Origin of the sequence: Carnobacterium maltaromaticum DSM 20342, assembly GCF_000744945.1 — a bacterium.
GTDB classification, from domain to species: Bacteria; Bacillota; Bacilli; order Lactobacillales; family Carnobacteriaceae; genus Carnobacterium; species Carnobacterium maltaromaticum.
In genome coordinates this window covers 1,661,660-1,676,282 of sequence record NZ_JQMX01000001.1, presented here as the reverse complement: position 1 = coordinate 1,676,282, position 14,623 = coordinate 1,661,660, and the positions used below count along the sequence as shown (strand labels likewise).

Here is a 14,623-nt window from a genome sequence, read left to right as displayed (position 1 = left end):
AAAGTGAGAAGATTAGGTATTTCAGTTTATCCAAATCACAGTGAATTAAATGAAATTAAAGAATACATCGTGTTGGCTGCAAAATATAATTTTAAGCGAATTTTCACGTGCTTATTGTCAGTGGAAGAAGGCAAAGAAAAAATAGTTGCTGAATTTACAGAGATCATTGAATTTGCTAAAGAAAATGGGATGGAAGTTATTGCGGATGTTAGCCCAAAGGTCTTTGGTGAGTTAGGAATTAGTTACAAAGATTTATCTTTCTTTAAAGAAATTGGGGCAGATGGGATTCGTTTAGATATGGGATTTACAGGCAATGAAGAATCCATCATGACTTTTAATCCCCAAGATTTAAAAATTGAGTTAAACATCAGCAGTGGTACGAAGTATTTAGAAAATATTTTAAGTTATCAAGCAAATGTGGATAACTTATTAGGTTGCCATAACTTTTATCCACATCGGTACACAGGTTTGAGTTATGCACATTTTATTGAAACAACTAAACAATATAAAGATAAAGGCTTAACAACTGCTGCTTTCATCAGTTCTCCGACAGCTAAAGTAGGTCCTTGGCCAGTTAGTGAAGGATTATGTACGTTAGAAATGCATCGCGAGCTACCGATTGTCGTTCAAGCGAAACATTTATGGGCGACTGAATTGATTGATGATGTGATTATTGCAAATTCTTTTGCTTCTGAAGCAGAATTAAAAGCTTTAAGTGAAATTGATGCATATCAGTTAACGCTAAACTGTGAACTAGTTCCAACTATTCCAGAAACAGAAAAGAAAATTGTTTTGGAAGAATTTCACTTTAATCGTGGAGATGTATCTGATTATGTGATTCGTTCGACTCAAAGCCGAGTGAAATATAAAGGACATGAATTTCCACCTTTCCATACGCCAAATATGAAACGCGGAGCTATTATTGTTGAAACCTCTCTATATGCTCACTATGCAGGCGAGTTACAGTTGGCTCTATTAGAAATGGAAAATTCAGGTAAAACCAATGTTGTCGGATATGTAGTAGAAGAAGAGCAGATGCTTTTAGATTATATTAAACCATGGCAAAAATTTAAATTTAAAGAAGTAAACTAATTAAATTGGATTGAAGAGGTGCTAGAAAATGGAAGAACGTATTTTTGAAATTATTATTCACGGTGGAAATGCACGAGGAATGGCATATGAGGCTTTAGAAAAAGCACGAGCAGGGGAATATGAAGAAGTTGAAAGATTATTGGCAGAATGTAAATCTGAAATGACATTGGCTCATAATACCCAAACGAAATTGGTTCAAGATGAAATTCGTGGCGATGAAATTAAAATTAGTTTACTGTTAATTCATGCGCAAGATCAATTAATGACAGCTATGGCCGAGCAGACTCTAATTTTACAAATGATTGACATGCAAAAAGAAATTAATCTGTTAAAAAAATAAGCGAGGGATTGATGACTGAATGGGATATGCAGTTGGATTAATGTCAGGCACGTCACTAGACGGAGTAGATGCTGCTTTAGTGGACATTTCAGGAGAAAACGAAAAGACGAAGGTTCAATTAGTTGCTTTTGAAACGTATTCGATTCCAGCAGAAACGTTGAAACGAATCAATCAAGTTTTATCTATTGAGGAATCAAATGTTGAACGAATCTGCAGCTTAAATGTTGAGTTGGGTTATTTATTTTCAGATGCTGTGAAGCAGATTTGTCAAAAGGCTGAGATTGAGACTGAAGAACTAGAATTTGTTGCAAGCCATGGACAGACTATTTATCATTTGCCTAATCCTGGGCACCAGCAATTTTCTTCGACCCTACAAATAGGGGAGTCTGCTGTTATTTGTGAAGAAACAAAAACCACTGTAGTTTCTAACTTTCGTGAACGGGACATGGCGAATGGCGGACAAGGGGCCCCGATTGTTCCATATTCTGAATATGTTCTTTATCGTGATGAAAAAAGAACACGTTTATTGCAAAATATTGGTGGAATTGGGAATGTAACGGTTATCCCAAAAAATGCGAATCTTAACCAGTTGATTGCTTTTGATACAGGTCCTGGTAATATGATTATTGATGAATTATGTCGGTATTTCTATCAAAAAGAATACGATCATGGTGGTGCTTATGCAGCTTTAGGTACAGTTAACCAAGAATTGCTAGCTGAGTTAATGGCACATCCTTTCATTTCTAAATCGTATCCTAAAACGACAGGCAGAGAAGATTTTGGAAATGAATTTACAAAGCAACTACTTGCGAAATGGCCAATGGCTGCAAATGATTTAATTGCCACAGTGACTGAGTTTACCGCAGCTTCTATAGCGGAGAATTTAAAACCATTCATTGATTCAGAGACAGATTTAATTGTGGCTGGTGGTGGAAGTTACAATGGAACGTTGATTCAGATGCTTAAAGCTCAATTGCCAGATGTTCATGTAGTCATTCAAGAAGATATTGGGTATTCATCAGAAGCAAAAGAAGCAATTGCTATGACGATTTTAGGAAATCAAACCCTGCACCACAAACCAAGTAATGTCCCTAGTGCAACAGGAGCAAAAAATTCTGTTATTTTAGGAAAGATAACGTATTATAATTAAGTCTAAAAAATGGCATTTACTTGAAAAGTTAAACAATCATCGAAAAAAAGATGATTGTTTTTTTCTTTCATGAGATAATAGAGTGAGTTTAAAAATAGAGCCAAGGAGGCTGGCGGAATGATTGGCGAAAATGTACAAGGTCGAATTCGAAGCATTATTAATGAGTTGTCAAATTCTGAAAGGAAAATTGGGGAACTAATTTTAGAGATTCCTTCTGAAGCTATTAATATGACGGCTATAGAGTTGTCTACTCGCGCGGGAACAAGTCCTGCTACGGTTATTCGCTTTTGTAAAAGTATTGATATTCCAAGTTTTACACAATTGAAAGTCAAATTAGCAGCAGAAATTGAAAGCCCAGTCCCAGAAGGATACTCAGATATTACTGCTAATGAACCTGTTCATGAAATTAAGTCGAAGCTATTGGGAAATGCTTATCAGTCAATGAAGGAGACTATAGAGCAATTAAATGACCAACGTGTCGAAGAAGTTGTCGAAGTTCTTTTAGAAGCACCTATTATTTATGTGTATGGAATCGGTGCCTCACATTTAGTCGCTGAGGATATTGCGCAAAAATGGAATCGTATTGGTAAGCCAACAATCTGTGCATCTGATCCACATATCTTAATTTCAATTTTAGTAGCTGCTCCAAAAGAAGCTGTTTTTATCGGGATTTCTAACTCTGGGGAAACGAAAGAAGTCTTAAAACTCGTTGAAGTTGCCAAGAGCCAAGGAATCAAATCAATTGGTTTAACTCAATTTGGTACGAATCCAGTTGCTAGCAAAGTAGATTATTCAATTCAAACAGTTCGATCAAACGAAGCTGAATTAAGAAGTGCTGCAACAAGTTCATTACACACGCAGTTTATTGCAGTAGACGTAATTTTTTATACCTATGCTTCTAAGCAATATGATCAAAATATTGCTATGATTCATGATTCAAAAGCAGAAATAAAAAAATATATGCGTTAAAGTCAATTTTTATATTTTTGTCATTCAGTGAGAAAAAAAGGAAGAGCTTAATGGGAAAGCTATTCTTTTTTGAAAATGCGCTAAATCAAGTGTACTTAGGTTTTTATAAAGAATATAAGCAACAAACTAAGTACACCAAATTGAATCATTCCTAAAATTAAGCATGACGGATGTTGCAAAAGATAGTATAATGAAAAGGTTATTGATAGTATGAGTTACTAAACGTACATACAGAAGGGTGGTATTATAATGGAAGAAGCAGCTTATTTATTTTCTGGTTTCTTTTTTATCTTTATTTTCATTTTCTATATGGCACTCATTGTTGGAGGTATTTTTCTTTGGTATTTTGTTATTAAAAAAGCAATTGTTAAAGGGATTGAACAATCTGTTTTAAATAAAGATCAAAGCCAATATGAACGAGAGCTTTACTTATTAAAACTTGAATTGAATCAATTGAAATCTTTAGTTAAGTCTGAAGAGTTGGTCGATCAAGCTCAGCAAGAAATTGCAGAATCTGGAAAAATCACGTTAGAAAAAGAGCAGGTAACTCAGTCAGAAGAATTTAATGAATTAGTGACTTCTGAATTTGACGAAAAAAAAGAATAGGAAGTTAACGGAGGAAATTGGAAAATGGAAAGAAAAACCGAATTTATTTTAACGTTGATTGGAGCGATTTTGAGTGGGCTCTTTTCACTTTTAATGATAGGTATAACCTTTTTGATTGGGATTGGAATTTCAGCGACTAGCTATACAGCCAGTGATGATTATTATTATGATAGCTATAATTATTCAGACAGTCTAAGTGCTAGCGAAGCGAGCATTATTATTGGAGCTTTTGCAGTTATTAGCGCAATTTTTATTGCAACAGCTATTTTTGGTTTTATTGCAGCTTTCAAAGTAAAAAAAGACAGTCGTGGATGGGGTATTGCTGTATTTATTTGTGGGATTCTATCAATTAGTACGTTACACGGTATTTTATGGTTAATTGCAGGGATTATGATGTTAGCTAGAAAAGCACCTAAACAAGAACCTATGACTTCCCATACTTTAAAAGAAGATATGGAAAAACTAAGCTCGTTACATGATCAAGGTGTATTGAGTGATGAAGAATATGAAGCTAAGAAAAATGAGTGGTTGGATTTTTAATTAAAAATAAGCAGAATCCCCGTTAAAACCAAGTCAGATTTGGTTTTAACGGGGGATTTTTTTTAGTTGAATTTCTATATAAAAATGATAATTACTCTATCGTTAAGATTTGATCTAGGTTAATAACCTGATTCGTTGTGACTAAAGTATACCCTAGTATTTTTATTGGACTCAATTCAGTGGTGGTGTTTACTTTTTTTAATTTGTCATTATTTTTCAGTATTTTTTTCGGTAAAATTGAACTGACGTTTTCTTTTTCAAGCATAGATATGAGGACATCTAGCGTATCAACTTGAATTAGTCTAGTTGATTCCATCTGGTTTGCCTTAATATAAGCTAAGGTAGCTTTTCTATAAGGGCATTCGCTATCTCTATTGATTACAATAGGGTGATTCTCAATTTTAAATTCACTTTCTTTTGATTGTACCCAGCAAATTTCTTCATTAAAAGAAAAATTTTCTTTCAATGAATCATCATCTATTTCTCTATTAATAATGAGTAAGTCAATAACAGACTGTTTTAGAAAAGAAATTAAATCAGGAATTGGTTTTGTATAAACGGAAATAGTTTCTGAAAAAAGGGCTGAAGATAAATAATGATGGGAGATATTTTGAGTAGCGCCAATCTTAAGTATTTTACTATTCATAGAGAAACTAGCATTAACTCTAGTCATAATTGCTAGGATTTCATTACAGTAAGTCAGAAATAATTCACCTTCAGGTAACAATTTCATGCCTTTATTTGTTCTAAGAAATAATTTGCAATTTAGCTCAGTTTCTATTTTTTCAATTCGTTTGCTAATATTTGATTGGACATAGCCCAATTTAGTTGCTGTTTTAGAAACAGAAGATGAGTGTGCTACTTCTATAAAAATTTTCATATCGTTTGTTTCCATTACTAGTGCCTCCTAGTTATTCTAAATTGGAATGGTAATGAGTAGTTATAATCATTATACAGCAGCAAAACTTCTTTGTATAATAGCATTATTAAAAGAAAGAAGGCGAAGGCTATGATTGGCATGCAATATAAAATTATGTTACCCAATGATTATGATATGGAAATTATTAAAAACCGAGTGAAAACAAACGGTAGCAAAACAGATGGATTTGAGGGTTTATTATTTAAAGCATATTTAGTTGTTAATTCTCCAACTAAAAAACAATATGCGCCTTTATATATATGGAAAAATTCTGAAGGAATGAATCGTTTTATTTTTGATGGGTTTTATAAAAATATTTTAAATTCATTTGGTTGGCAAACGATTAATATAGGGGTTTCTTCTTATATCGATTTATCAGATCAATTCGATAAATCTCAATTTGTTTTAGAAATTGAGCATGAAATTAAGGAGACACAGAATATAGCAACACCCGAATTAACTTTTTCTGATGAGCCAAGTTTAGGAAAAGTAATAATCTATAATCCTGATAAATGGAAATATACAGAATTTTATTTTTATGAAGAAAATCCCGTAGAAAAAAGCGAAAGAGGTTCTATTTATGAAATAGCCCATCTATCATTGTAAAAAAGAAACCCTTTAGAAGTAACTTTTATAGTTATTTCTAAAGGGCTTTATTAGTTGAGTAAGTCTTCGATACGTTCGACAAAGGTTTTATTTTCATCAAAAGAATCTCGAATCCCGATTGCATCACTAGGATAGTTGGTAATTAATCCATCCACATCTAAGGCTAGATAACGACGCATTAAGTCTTCATCGTTAACAGTCCAAACAAAAACCATTTTATCTTGTTGACGAGCTTGTTCTAACAAGCGGGTATTAAAAGAAAATTCTTCTAAGACCAGAAAATCAGCCGAAATTTGAGGAAGATTTCCAATATTTAAAGCTACAAGATAGCCTGTTTTTATAACAGGGTCCAATTTTTTTACTTTTTTAATTGTGGCTTCATCTAAGGATTGAACCAAATAAGTTTCGGTAACTTTTTCTTTCTGTAAGAGTGCTACTAAATTTTTCTCCATATCTTTTGACTCACGACCGTGTAGTTTGATTTCAACGAGCAATTTGATATTATCTTTTTTAGCGGCGGCAATATAGTCTTCAAAGGATGGAATTTTATCAGTAAAGCCACCACTAGAAACATCAATTTTTTGTAATTCTGCTAAAGTTAGGTCGCTAATTCGTTCGGAACGATTAGAAAGTCGGCTTAGTGTACTATCGTGAAAAACAACAAACTGATGGTCTTTTGTTTCTTGAATATCCATTTCTACATAATCTGCTCCAATACGAGCCGCCGCATCTAATGAACTGATTGTATTTTCAACTCCTTCAGCTGTATATCCTCTATGAGCAATAATAGCAGTAGTTGGTTGATAGATTACTTTAGAGACAGAGAAAGTATTCACAATGCTCATACCTAAAAAAGCAGCAAAAACACCCCAGTACATAAAACGTTTAGGTTTAAATAAAAAGGCTGGGTTTTGTTCTCTGTTGATTTCAAAATGAGAAGATTCAGCAATTGGATAAGCGAGATGGGTTAAGGCATCTGCTAACAGGGCTTGAAGTAAACCATAAAATATAAAAAGAAACCACTGGATAAAGGTTAAAGTAATTCCTGCAATTACGGGTGCAGCTCCATTTAGGATTTTTTCAATCACTATTAATGGTAAAAATGAAATAAAGAGAACGAAAGCAACTATTAAACTATGAATCAAAATAAGTAGTCCCAGAGTGAATAAAGCTTTAAACAGTTTCAAACGTGAATAGTTCCAGCTTTTTTTTATTGCTTGCCAAATAGTTAAGTTGGTTTCAATCACAAAAAAAGGAACCGTATAAATTAAGCGCATGCTTAAGTAAAATAATACGACTAAAACGCCTAGATATAAAAGCATCCCACTTGTCGATTTAGCTAATTCATCTGTAATAAAATTAGGAATTCTTAAATTCTCTGTCAAGGCAGCGTTTAAACCAATAGAAGCTATTGGTAAAATTAAAATAAAATAAAAAAAGAAAAACAGTAGTTGAAAACTGATAAAGTATTTAGCCTTTTGATTTAATTTTTTGATAATGTCTCTAAAGCGATAATTTTCCTTTGTTTGCTGAAAATGAGCTAAGAGAAAATAGTAGCCTAATTCATAATAAATAAAAAATAGTGAGACGAGAGCTAATAACAAAAGAAAAAATAATGCCCAGGGGTGCTTAAAAATAGTATAAATAGTTGTTTCTGTAATACCATTTAGACTAGAAGCAGCTAAAATGCGATAAAATAAAAAAGTAATTAAAGGCAAGGCTACGATTAAGCGAATGCCTTGTAAAAAAAGAATACTTTTAATGTATTCAGTTGGATGATACCAAATCGTTTTTAGACTTGTTTTGATAATTTTTAGTGGTTTCATGTTCTTCTCCTAATTCTTTAGTAGGTTATGTTTCCTTATTTTAACGGATATTTGTCAATTAGAGAAGAGGAAGTGTCTAAATCAGCAAAAAAAAGTTGATTTGAGTAAGTTTTAATCCTTATTGAGTTAATTTTTTTAGTTTAAGTCGATAGTTGTTTTTTTTCTTACTTTTTGGAAAAAAAGAATGCACTATCTAAGATAAAAGGCTTGCTTCGAACGTATGTTTATTATAAACTATAGGTTCGTGTTAGTTGCTTTTATTTCTAAGTTGTGTCTTTAGTAAATATAAATAACGAGCTAGATAAATTAAGTCCATTACACTTAATTTAATTATGAAAAACCCCAAAGGAGGGAACTAGTTAATGGGAATTTTGTTCCAACAAATGAAGAAGTTTAAATTACACACCTTACTATCTGTGTTTTTCACGGCTATTATGGTCCTTTCACAGCTATGGCAACCCAAATTATTACAACAAGTACTAGAAGCAATCATGAAAGATGACATGGACAATATCAATTCGATAGGTGTCATGTTAATTAGTGTGGCAGGAATTGGCTTAGTTGCTGGAATCTTAAACACAATTACATCTGCAAAAGTTGCACAAGAAGTTGGAGCGAATTTACGAGAAGAAAGCTTCCGTAAAATCCAAACTTTTTCTTTCAGTAATATTGAACGTTTTTCAACTGGGAATTTAGTTGTACGTTTAACCAATGATGTGACTCAAGTTCAAAACTTAGTGATGTTAGCTTTACAATCATTAGTCCGCATCCCGCTATTATTTATTGGAAGTTTTATTTTAGCGTTATACACGCTACCGAAATTATGGTGGATCATTATTGTATTAGTTATTTTAGTATTTTTAATTGTGATGTTTTCATTTGGTAGCATGGGCAAACATTTTGGTAAAATCCAAGGATATTTAGATAAGGTAAATGGAATTGCGAAAGAAAACTTAGGTGGTATGCGTGTTGTAAAATCTTTCGTGCAAGAAGATAACGAATTGAAGCGTTTTACGACGGTCAGTGACCTTTTAACCAAACATACTATTATTGTAGGAACTATTTTTTCAGTGATGATTCCGGCCTTTATGTTAGTATCAAATTTAACCATTGTGGCAGCTATTTATTTAGTTGGAGACATGGTAAAAGATGATCCAGCTGTTATTGGAGCAATTGCTTCATTTATGAGTTATTTAATGCAGATTATGATGGCAATTATTATTGGCGGTATGTTAATGATGATGGCATCTCGTGCTTTTATTTCATTAAAACGAATCAGTGAAATTTTAGATACAGAACCAGATATTACATATGAGAATACCTCAAGTGATGAAGTTTTAGCTGGAAGTGTTGAGTTTAAACATGTTAGTTTTCAATATGATGGAGACGATCAACCAACCTTAAAGGATATTTCCTTCAAAGCAGAACCAGGTGAACTGGTTGGGATTGTTGGTGCAACAGGTTCTGGTAAATCAACTTTAGCCCAATTAATTCCACGTTTGTATGATCCAACTGAAGGTGAAATTTTAATTGGAAATGAATCCTTGAAAAAAGTTAGTAAAAAAAGCTTACGCAAGACAGTAGCTTTAGTTTCGCAGCGAGCGATTTTATTCTCGGGAACAATTGCCGAAAATTTACGCCAAGGAAAGAAAGATGCAACTTTACCAGAGATGGAAAAAGCGTCAGCAATTGCTCAAGCAAAAGAATTTATTGAAAAACAGGCAGAACGTTATGATTCAATGGTTGAAGAACGTGGATTAAACTATTCTGGTGGTCAAAAGCAACGCCTATCTATTACACGAGGCATTATTGGAGATCCAAAAGTTTTAATTTTAGATGATAGTACTAGTGCACTTGATGCACGTTCTGAAAAGTTAGTTAAAGAAGCTTTAGAACGTGATTTAAAAAATACAACGACTTTTATTATTGCCCAAAAAATCTCATCAGTCATCCATGCTGATAAAATTTTAGTTTTAGATGAAGGAAAGTTAGTTGATGTTGGAAGTCATAAAGAATTAGTTCAAGAGAGTGCGGTTTACCGTGAAATTTATGAAACTCAAAAAGGAAAAGAGGTGGCTGAATAATGGCAGAATTTAAACGAATCACTCGTTTCTTTTGGGACTATCTAGGACAGTTCAAATGGAAATTAAGTGTGATTATCCTTGCAATTATCGGTTCAACCTATCTACAGGTTAAAGCACCTAAATATATAGGTGAGGCTATACAAGAGCTAGCCAATTACGCAACTCGTTATTTTACAACAGGTGTAGATGACAAAACGGATTTCATTCATATTATTTGGTTGTTAGTCATGTTTTATGTGCTATTAGCCGTTGGAACCTTTATCCAAAGTATTTTAATGACTGGAGTAGCAGGTAAATCAACGAATAATATGCGTTTAGATTTATTTAAGCGAATGGAAAATCTATCAATTCGTTTCTTTGATAGCCATCGTGATGGTGAAATGTTAAGCCGCTTTACCAGTGATTTAGATAATATTTCAAATACGTTAAATCAAGCATTAACCCAAGTTTTGTCTAATTTAGCCCTGATGATCGGGGTTGTTATTATGATGTTCCAACAAAATGTAATGTTGTCTTGGATTACTTTAGCAGCTTCACCAGTTGCAGTGATTGCAGCAACTTTAGTCATTCGTAAAGCGCGTAAATATGTCAATATGCAACAAGATTATATTGGCGATTTAAATGGCTATATTGACGAGAAAATTTCTGGTCAAAAAATTGTGATTACAAATGGTTTAGAAGAGGAAACCATTGAAGGCTTTATTGAACATAATGAAGCTGTTAAAAAAGTTTCCTATAAAGGTCAAGTTTATTCAGGTTTACTTTTCCCAATGATGCAAGGTATTTCACTATTCAACACTGCTATCGTGATTTTCTTTGGTGGTTATATGGCTTTAAACGGTCAGATTGAACGTAGTGTAGCTTTGGGGTTAATTGTGATGTTTGTCCAATATTCACAACAATTCTACATGCCTTTGACACAAATTTCATCACAATATAGTATGTTGCAATTAGCGATTACTGGTGCGCGTCGTGTGAGTGAAATTTTCGAAGAGAAACCAGAAACAGAACGTCCAGATGTTAAGTTAATAGATGGTGTTCATGAAGAAGTTCGTTTAGATCATGTTGATTTCTCATATGTTCCAGACAAACCAATTTTAAAAGATGTGAACATTACTGCTAAAAAAGGTCAAATGGTCGCTTTAGTTGGTCCAACTGGATCAGGTAAAACAACGATTATGAACTTGTTGAATCGTTTTTATAATGTAGATTCTGGTGGGATTTATATTGACGGAGTAGATATTCGAGATATCCAATTAGCATCGTTGAGAAAACAAGTTGGAATCGTATTGCAAGATTCTGTTCTATTTTCAGGAACAATTCGAGACAATATTGTCTTTGGGAAACCAGAAGCGACAGATGCAGAAGTAGAAGATGCTGCTAAGCAGGCGCATATTCATGAATTTATTATGGGATTAGAAAAAGGGTATCAAACTGAAATTAGTGATGAACACAGTGTCTTTAGTGTCGGTCAGAAACAATTGATTAGTATTGCTAGAACGATTATTACGGATCCGTCATTATTGATTTTGGATGAAGCCACAAGTAATGTTGATACGGTAACGGAAAGTAAAATTCAAAAAGCGATGGAAAACATCATTGCTGGCCGAACAAGCTTTGTAATTGCGCATCGTTTAAAAACAATTTTAAATGCTGATTATATTGTTGTCCTGAAGGAAGGCGAAGTGATTGAAGAAGGAACTCATGAATCACTACTTCGTCAAAAAGGTTTTTATTCAGAGCTGTATCATAATCAATTTGTTTTAGAATAACCCTAAAAAATAAGTTATTCAGAGATGTAGATATTCTCTGGATAACTTATTTAAAATTACATAGGAATAGTATACTACTTTCCATTACCAAACTGTGTATATTGTTTTGGCACATATTCATTTGAACCAACTAGATACATAATTTTATCATTGATTATTTCAAAACCAAAAGTTTGGAAACTAGTACCAGTTGATAAATATTTTCCAGTCCAAGAGCCGTCTTTCCTATAGGACTTGATACCATAATCTGGAATATAGTTGATGGTAATAACGGATGCATCTAAATTAGTATATCTCCTTGGTAAATAATAATCTGTCCCAATTGAAAACATTTCTTCTCCATTAATCATTTTTGAGCCAAACGTTTTCCACTGAGTCCCATGCTTTAAGTTTAAATTTGAATCAGGAATATTTTCTCCATTACTTCGGAATCCAAAAACACCATAACCCGGAATATATGCAACAGTTGCGATAGATTCATCAATAGCAGGGTGAGGATAGTCGATATCATCTGTTAGGATTCTTACTGCAAAACTTGGTGTATACCATTTTATATTAGTTATTTTCACATTCTGTCCAGGTTGCGGTGCATGAATAAAATCACCATTTCCTATTGCTATAGCATCGTGAGTTGTATTACCCTTATTTCCAAAAAAATATAAGTCACCAGGTTTAGCTTCTGAAACGGGAATTATTATTCCTGCATTCTCTTGTTGAGTAGTTACGCGAGGTAGATTATAACCATTTAGTTTAAAGACGTACTGTACTAAGCCAGAGCAATCAAACCCACTAGGAGTTGTTCCTCCAGTGACATAAGGAACACCTAAATAATTTTTTGCAGTACGAACAATATCATCTCGATTTCCAGTTGCTTTAACTTCATTTGTATAAAAAAAGAAACTAGAAATAATAACAAGTGAGAATATAGTGAGTTTTCCGATTCTTTTCATAAGTCAATTCTCCTTTAAATTATTATTTTCCATTGCCAAATTGTGTATATTGCTTTGGTACATACTCATTTGATCCAACAAGATACATGATTTTATCATTAATTATTTCAAAACCAAAAGTTTGAAAGCTAGTTCCAGTTGTTAAATAGTTACCAGTCCAAGAGCCATCTTTTCGATAGGACTTGACCCCATATCCGGGACTATAGTTGATCGTAATAATAGAAGCATCTAGGTTAGTATATCTTCTTGGTAAATAATAATCTGTACCAATTGAAAACATTTCTTCGCCATTAATCATTTTTGATCCATACGTTTTCCATTGAGTTCCATGTTTTAAGTTTAAATTTGAGTCTAGAATAGTTTCTCCATTGCTTCGAAATCCAAAGACACCATAGCCAGGTATATAATTAACGACTGCGATAGATTCATCAATGGCAACGTGAGGATAGTCAGATTGCTTGAATGCCTCAGAATCCCAACTAGCTAAGTTATTTGATTCAATCAATGATATTAATTTAGCTGGGTATTCAGGATCTGTAGCATATCCATCCTGCTTCAATAAATTAGCAACTTGTTTATAGTCTTTTATACCAATTAAGTTCGAATATCTAGAATTATCATGAAAAAATTTCCCATGATCTTCGACGCTTGCAGACCAATTTGGATATTTTCTGAATTCTGCATTTACTACAATCCATTGACCATTTATATATTCTTGTGTAGGGAGAAGAATATATTGTCCATTGTATCTACCTTTTATTCCGAATAAATTATTTGCAGATTGAGATAATGAGGAGTTTCCCCAACCACTCTCTAATATTGCTTGTGCTGCGGTTATTGAAGGTAAAATTTGATAATTCTTCCACCCATCAATAGCTCCTTGTTTTATTTGATTTAAAAAGATATCAGGAGTCGCTCGAATCGTTCTATTAGAGAAAGATTTAGAATAGTATCCAGGGCCAATCTCTGTATTTTGAGCCACCGGAGATTCGTCAGAAGTAGCAGAAGAGGTAGTTGGAAATAATAACATAGTGAACAAACAGATAAATAATAATAATGAGGAATTCTTTTTTTGAGTAGTCATAGTAGTTCTCCTTTTAATTTTTGTATAGGTGTTTGAAAAATAGATTAAATTATAACCAATTATTTCAAAAATCTATTTATTTCTATTTTTAAATATAAATAAAGTGTATCATATTGTTTTTGTTAAGTAAACGTTTTCTATTGAAGGTTTTTTTGGAACGTTATTCTAATTGAAATTTATCAGGCTGTGTTTAAACAATCTAAATACTTCGAGACTATTCAGAGTTGTATCATAATCAATTTGTTTTAGAATAACAAATTGAAGTAATATACTAAATAAGACTAAAAATGGTGGGTGACTAGTTTTTATAGTTGTCCACCATTTTTGACGATATTACTCAATTCTATCCGTATAATAATTCTATTCTTTTTACTGAATGATAAATAATAAACGATTGCTTTAAACTATTATAAGTAAGACTCATATCCTCAAGTTCAGTTAGCCTCAAAAATACTAGATGATCTTGATCAACCGACTGTGTATAAGGTCGCAGTTAATCAAGATATGTATACATTTGTGGGCGAGTAAATTAAAGTAAATTCAGTTAAGATCACTGTTCTGATTTTAACTGGATTTTTTTGTTGGTCATTAAAACATAACTAGACTTTGAGAATTATATGGTTGTACTAAAAAATAGCAGTACAAAAACGGTGTGAAAGAACAGATTTTTGACTATTTAATTGAA

Annotated in this window: 13 protein-coding genes; 9 read left to right on the top strand and 4 right to left on the bottom strand. The window is 32.9% G+C overall.

The window, feature by feature from the left end:
* The first annotated feature begins 3 nt into the window (after positions 1-3).
* From BR77_RS08040 to BR77_RS08015, 6 genes are all read left to right on the top strand, one after another.
* Entirely contained in the window at positions 4-1,092 is a 1,089-nt protein-coding gene (locus tag BR77_RS08040; RefSeq protein WP_010049902.1) for a DUF871 domain-containing protein, read from the top strand.
* 28 nt (positions 1,093-1,120) lie between these two features.
* The gene (locus BR77_RS08035; protein ID WP_010049903.1) at positions 1,121-1,432 is read left to right on the top strand and encodes a PTS lactose/cellobiose transporter subunit IIA; all 312 of its coding nucleotides are present in this window, start codon (positions 1,121-1,123) and stop codon (positions 1,430-1,432) included.
* 19 nt (positions 1,433-1,451) lie between these two features.
* On the top strand, positions 1,452-2,582 hold the full coding sequence (anmK, locus tag BR77_RS08030) for an anhydro-N-acetylmuramic acid kinase AnmK (protein WP_035064520.1): 1,131 nt from the start codon (positions 1,452-1,454) through the stop codon (positions 2,580-2,582).
* A 117-nt stretch (positions 2,583-2,699) separates the two neighbouring features.
* Positions 2,700-3,551 carry a MurR/RpiR family transcriptional regulator gene (locus BR77_RS08025; protein WP_015075564.1) on the top strand — a complete coding sequence of 284 codons (852 nt, stop codon included), beginning with the start codon at positions 2,700-2,702 and terminating at the stop codon, positions 3,549-3,551.
* Positions 3,552-3,800: 249 nt separating this feature from the next.
* Positions 3,801-4,157: a hypothetical protein gene (locus tag BR77_RS08020; RefSeq protein ID WP_010049911.1), complete on the top strand. Its 357-nt coding sequence runs from the start codon at positions 3,801-3,803 to the stop codon at positions 4,155-4,157.
* A gap of 24 nt (positions 4,158-4,181) precedes the next feature.
* Positions 4,182-4,697 (top strand): DUF4064 domain-containing protein, encoded by a 516-nt coding sequence (locus BR77_RS08015; protein ID WP_010049913.1) that lies wholly within the window; start codon positions 4,182-4,184, stop codon positions 4,695-4,697.
* Positions 4,698-4,788: 91 nt separating this feature from the next.
* Here BR77_RS08015 and BR77_RS08010 read toward each other — a convergent pair whose 3' ends face one another.
* On the bottom strand, positions 4,789-5,592 hold the full coding sequence (locus BR77_RS08010; RefSeq protein WP_016356318.1) for a LysR family transcriptional regulator: 804 nt from the start codon (positions 5,590-5,592) through the stop codon (positions 4,789-4,791).
* Positions 5,593-5,706: 114 nt separating this feature from the next.
* Here BR77_RS08010 and BR77_RS08005 point away from each other — a divergent pair, with 114 nt between their 5' ends.
* Complete coding sequence (locus BR77_RS08005) at positions 5,707-6,222, top strand: DUF4865 family protein (RefSeq protein WP_015075567.1); 516 nt, start codon at positions 5,707-5,709, stop codon at positions 6,220-6,222.
* Between the two features lie 50 nt (positions 6,223-6,272).
* Here the strand turns inward: BR77_RS08005 and BR77_RS08000 are convergent, their stop codons facing one another.
* Positions 6,273-8,048 (bottom strand): glycerophosphoryl diester phosphodiesterase membrane domain-containing protein, encoded by a 1,776-nt coding sequence (locus BR77_RS08000; protein WP_015075568.1) that lies wholly within the window; start codon positions 8,046-8,048, stop codon positions 6,273-6,275.
* A 383-nt stretch (positions 8,049-8,431) separates the two neighbouring features.
* On the opposite strand from BR77_RS08000, the gene BR77_RS07995 reads away from it, so the two are divergent.
* On the top strand, positions 8,432-10,132 hold the full coding sequence (locus BR77_RS07995) for an ABC transporter ATP-binding protein (protein WP_411795838.1): 1,701 nt from the start codon (positions 8,432-8,434) through the stop codon (positions 10,130-10,132).
* Complete coding sequence (locus BR77_RS07990; protein ID WP_035064516.1) at positions 10,132-11,904, top strand: ABC transporter ATP-binding protein; 1,773 nt, start codon at positions 10,132-10,134, stop codon at positions 11,902-11,904. The genes BR77_RS07995 and BR77_RS07990 overlap by 1 nt, the downstream gene beginning before the upstream one ends.
* Positions 11,905-11,978: 74 nt before the next feature.
* On the opposite strand, the gene BR77_RS07985 is transcribed toward BR77_RS07990, so the two are convergent.
* Together BR77_RS07985 and BR77_RS07980 are read right to left on the bottom strand one after the other, a co-directional pair.
* Positions 11,979-12,854: a C40 family peptidase gene (locus tag BR77_RS07985; RefSeq protein ID WP_010049921.1), complete on the bottom strand. Its 876-nt coding sequence runs from the start codon at positions 12,852-12,854 to the stop codon at positions 11,979-11,981.
* A gap of 22 nt (positions 12,855-12,876) precedes the next feature.
* Complete coding sequence (locus BR77_RS07980; RefSeq protein ID WP_229252034.1) at positions 12,877-13,884, bottom strand: glycoside hydrolase family 73 protein; 1,008 nt, start codon at positions 13,882-13,884, stop codon at positions 12,877-12,879.
* Positions 13,885-14,623: the final 739 nt, after the last annotated feature.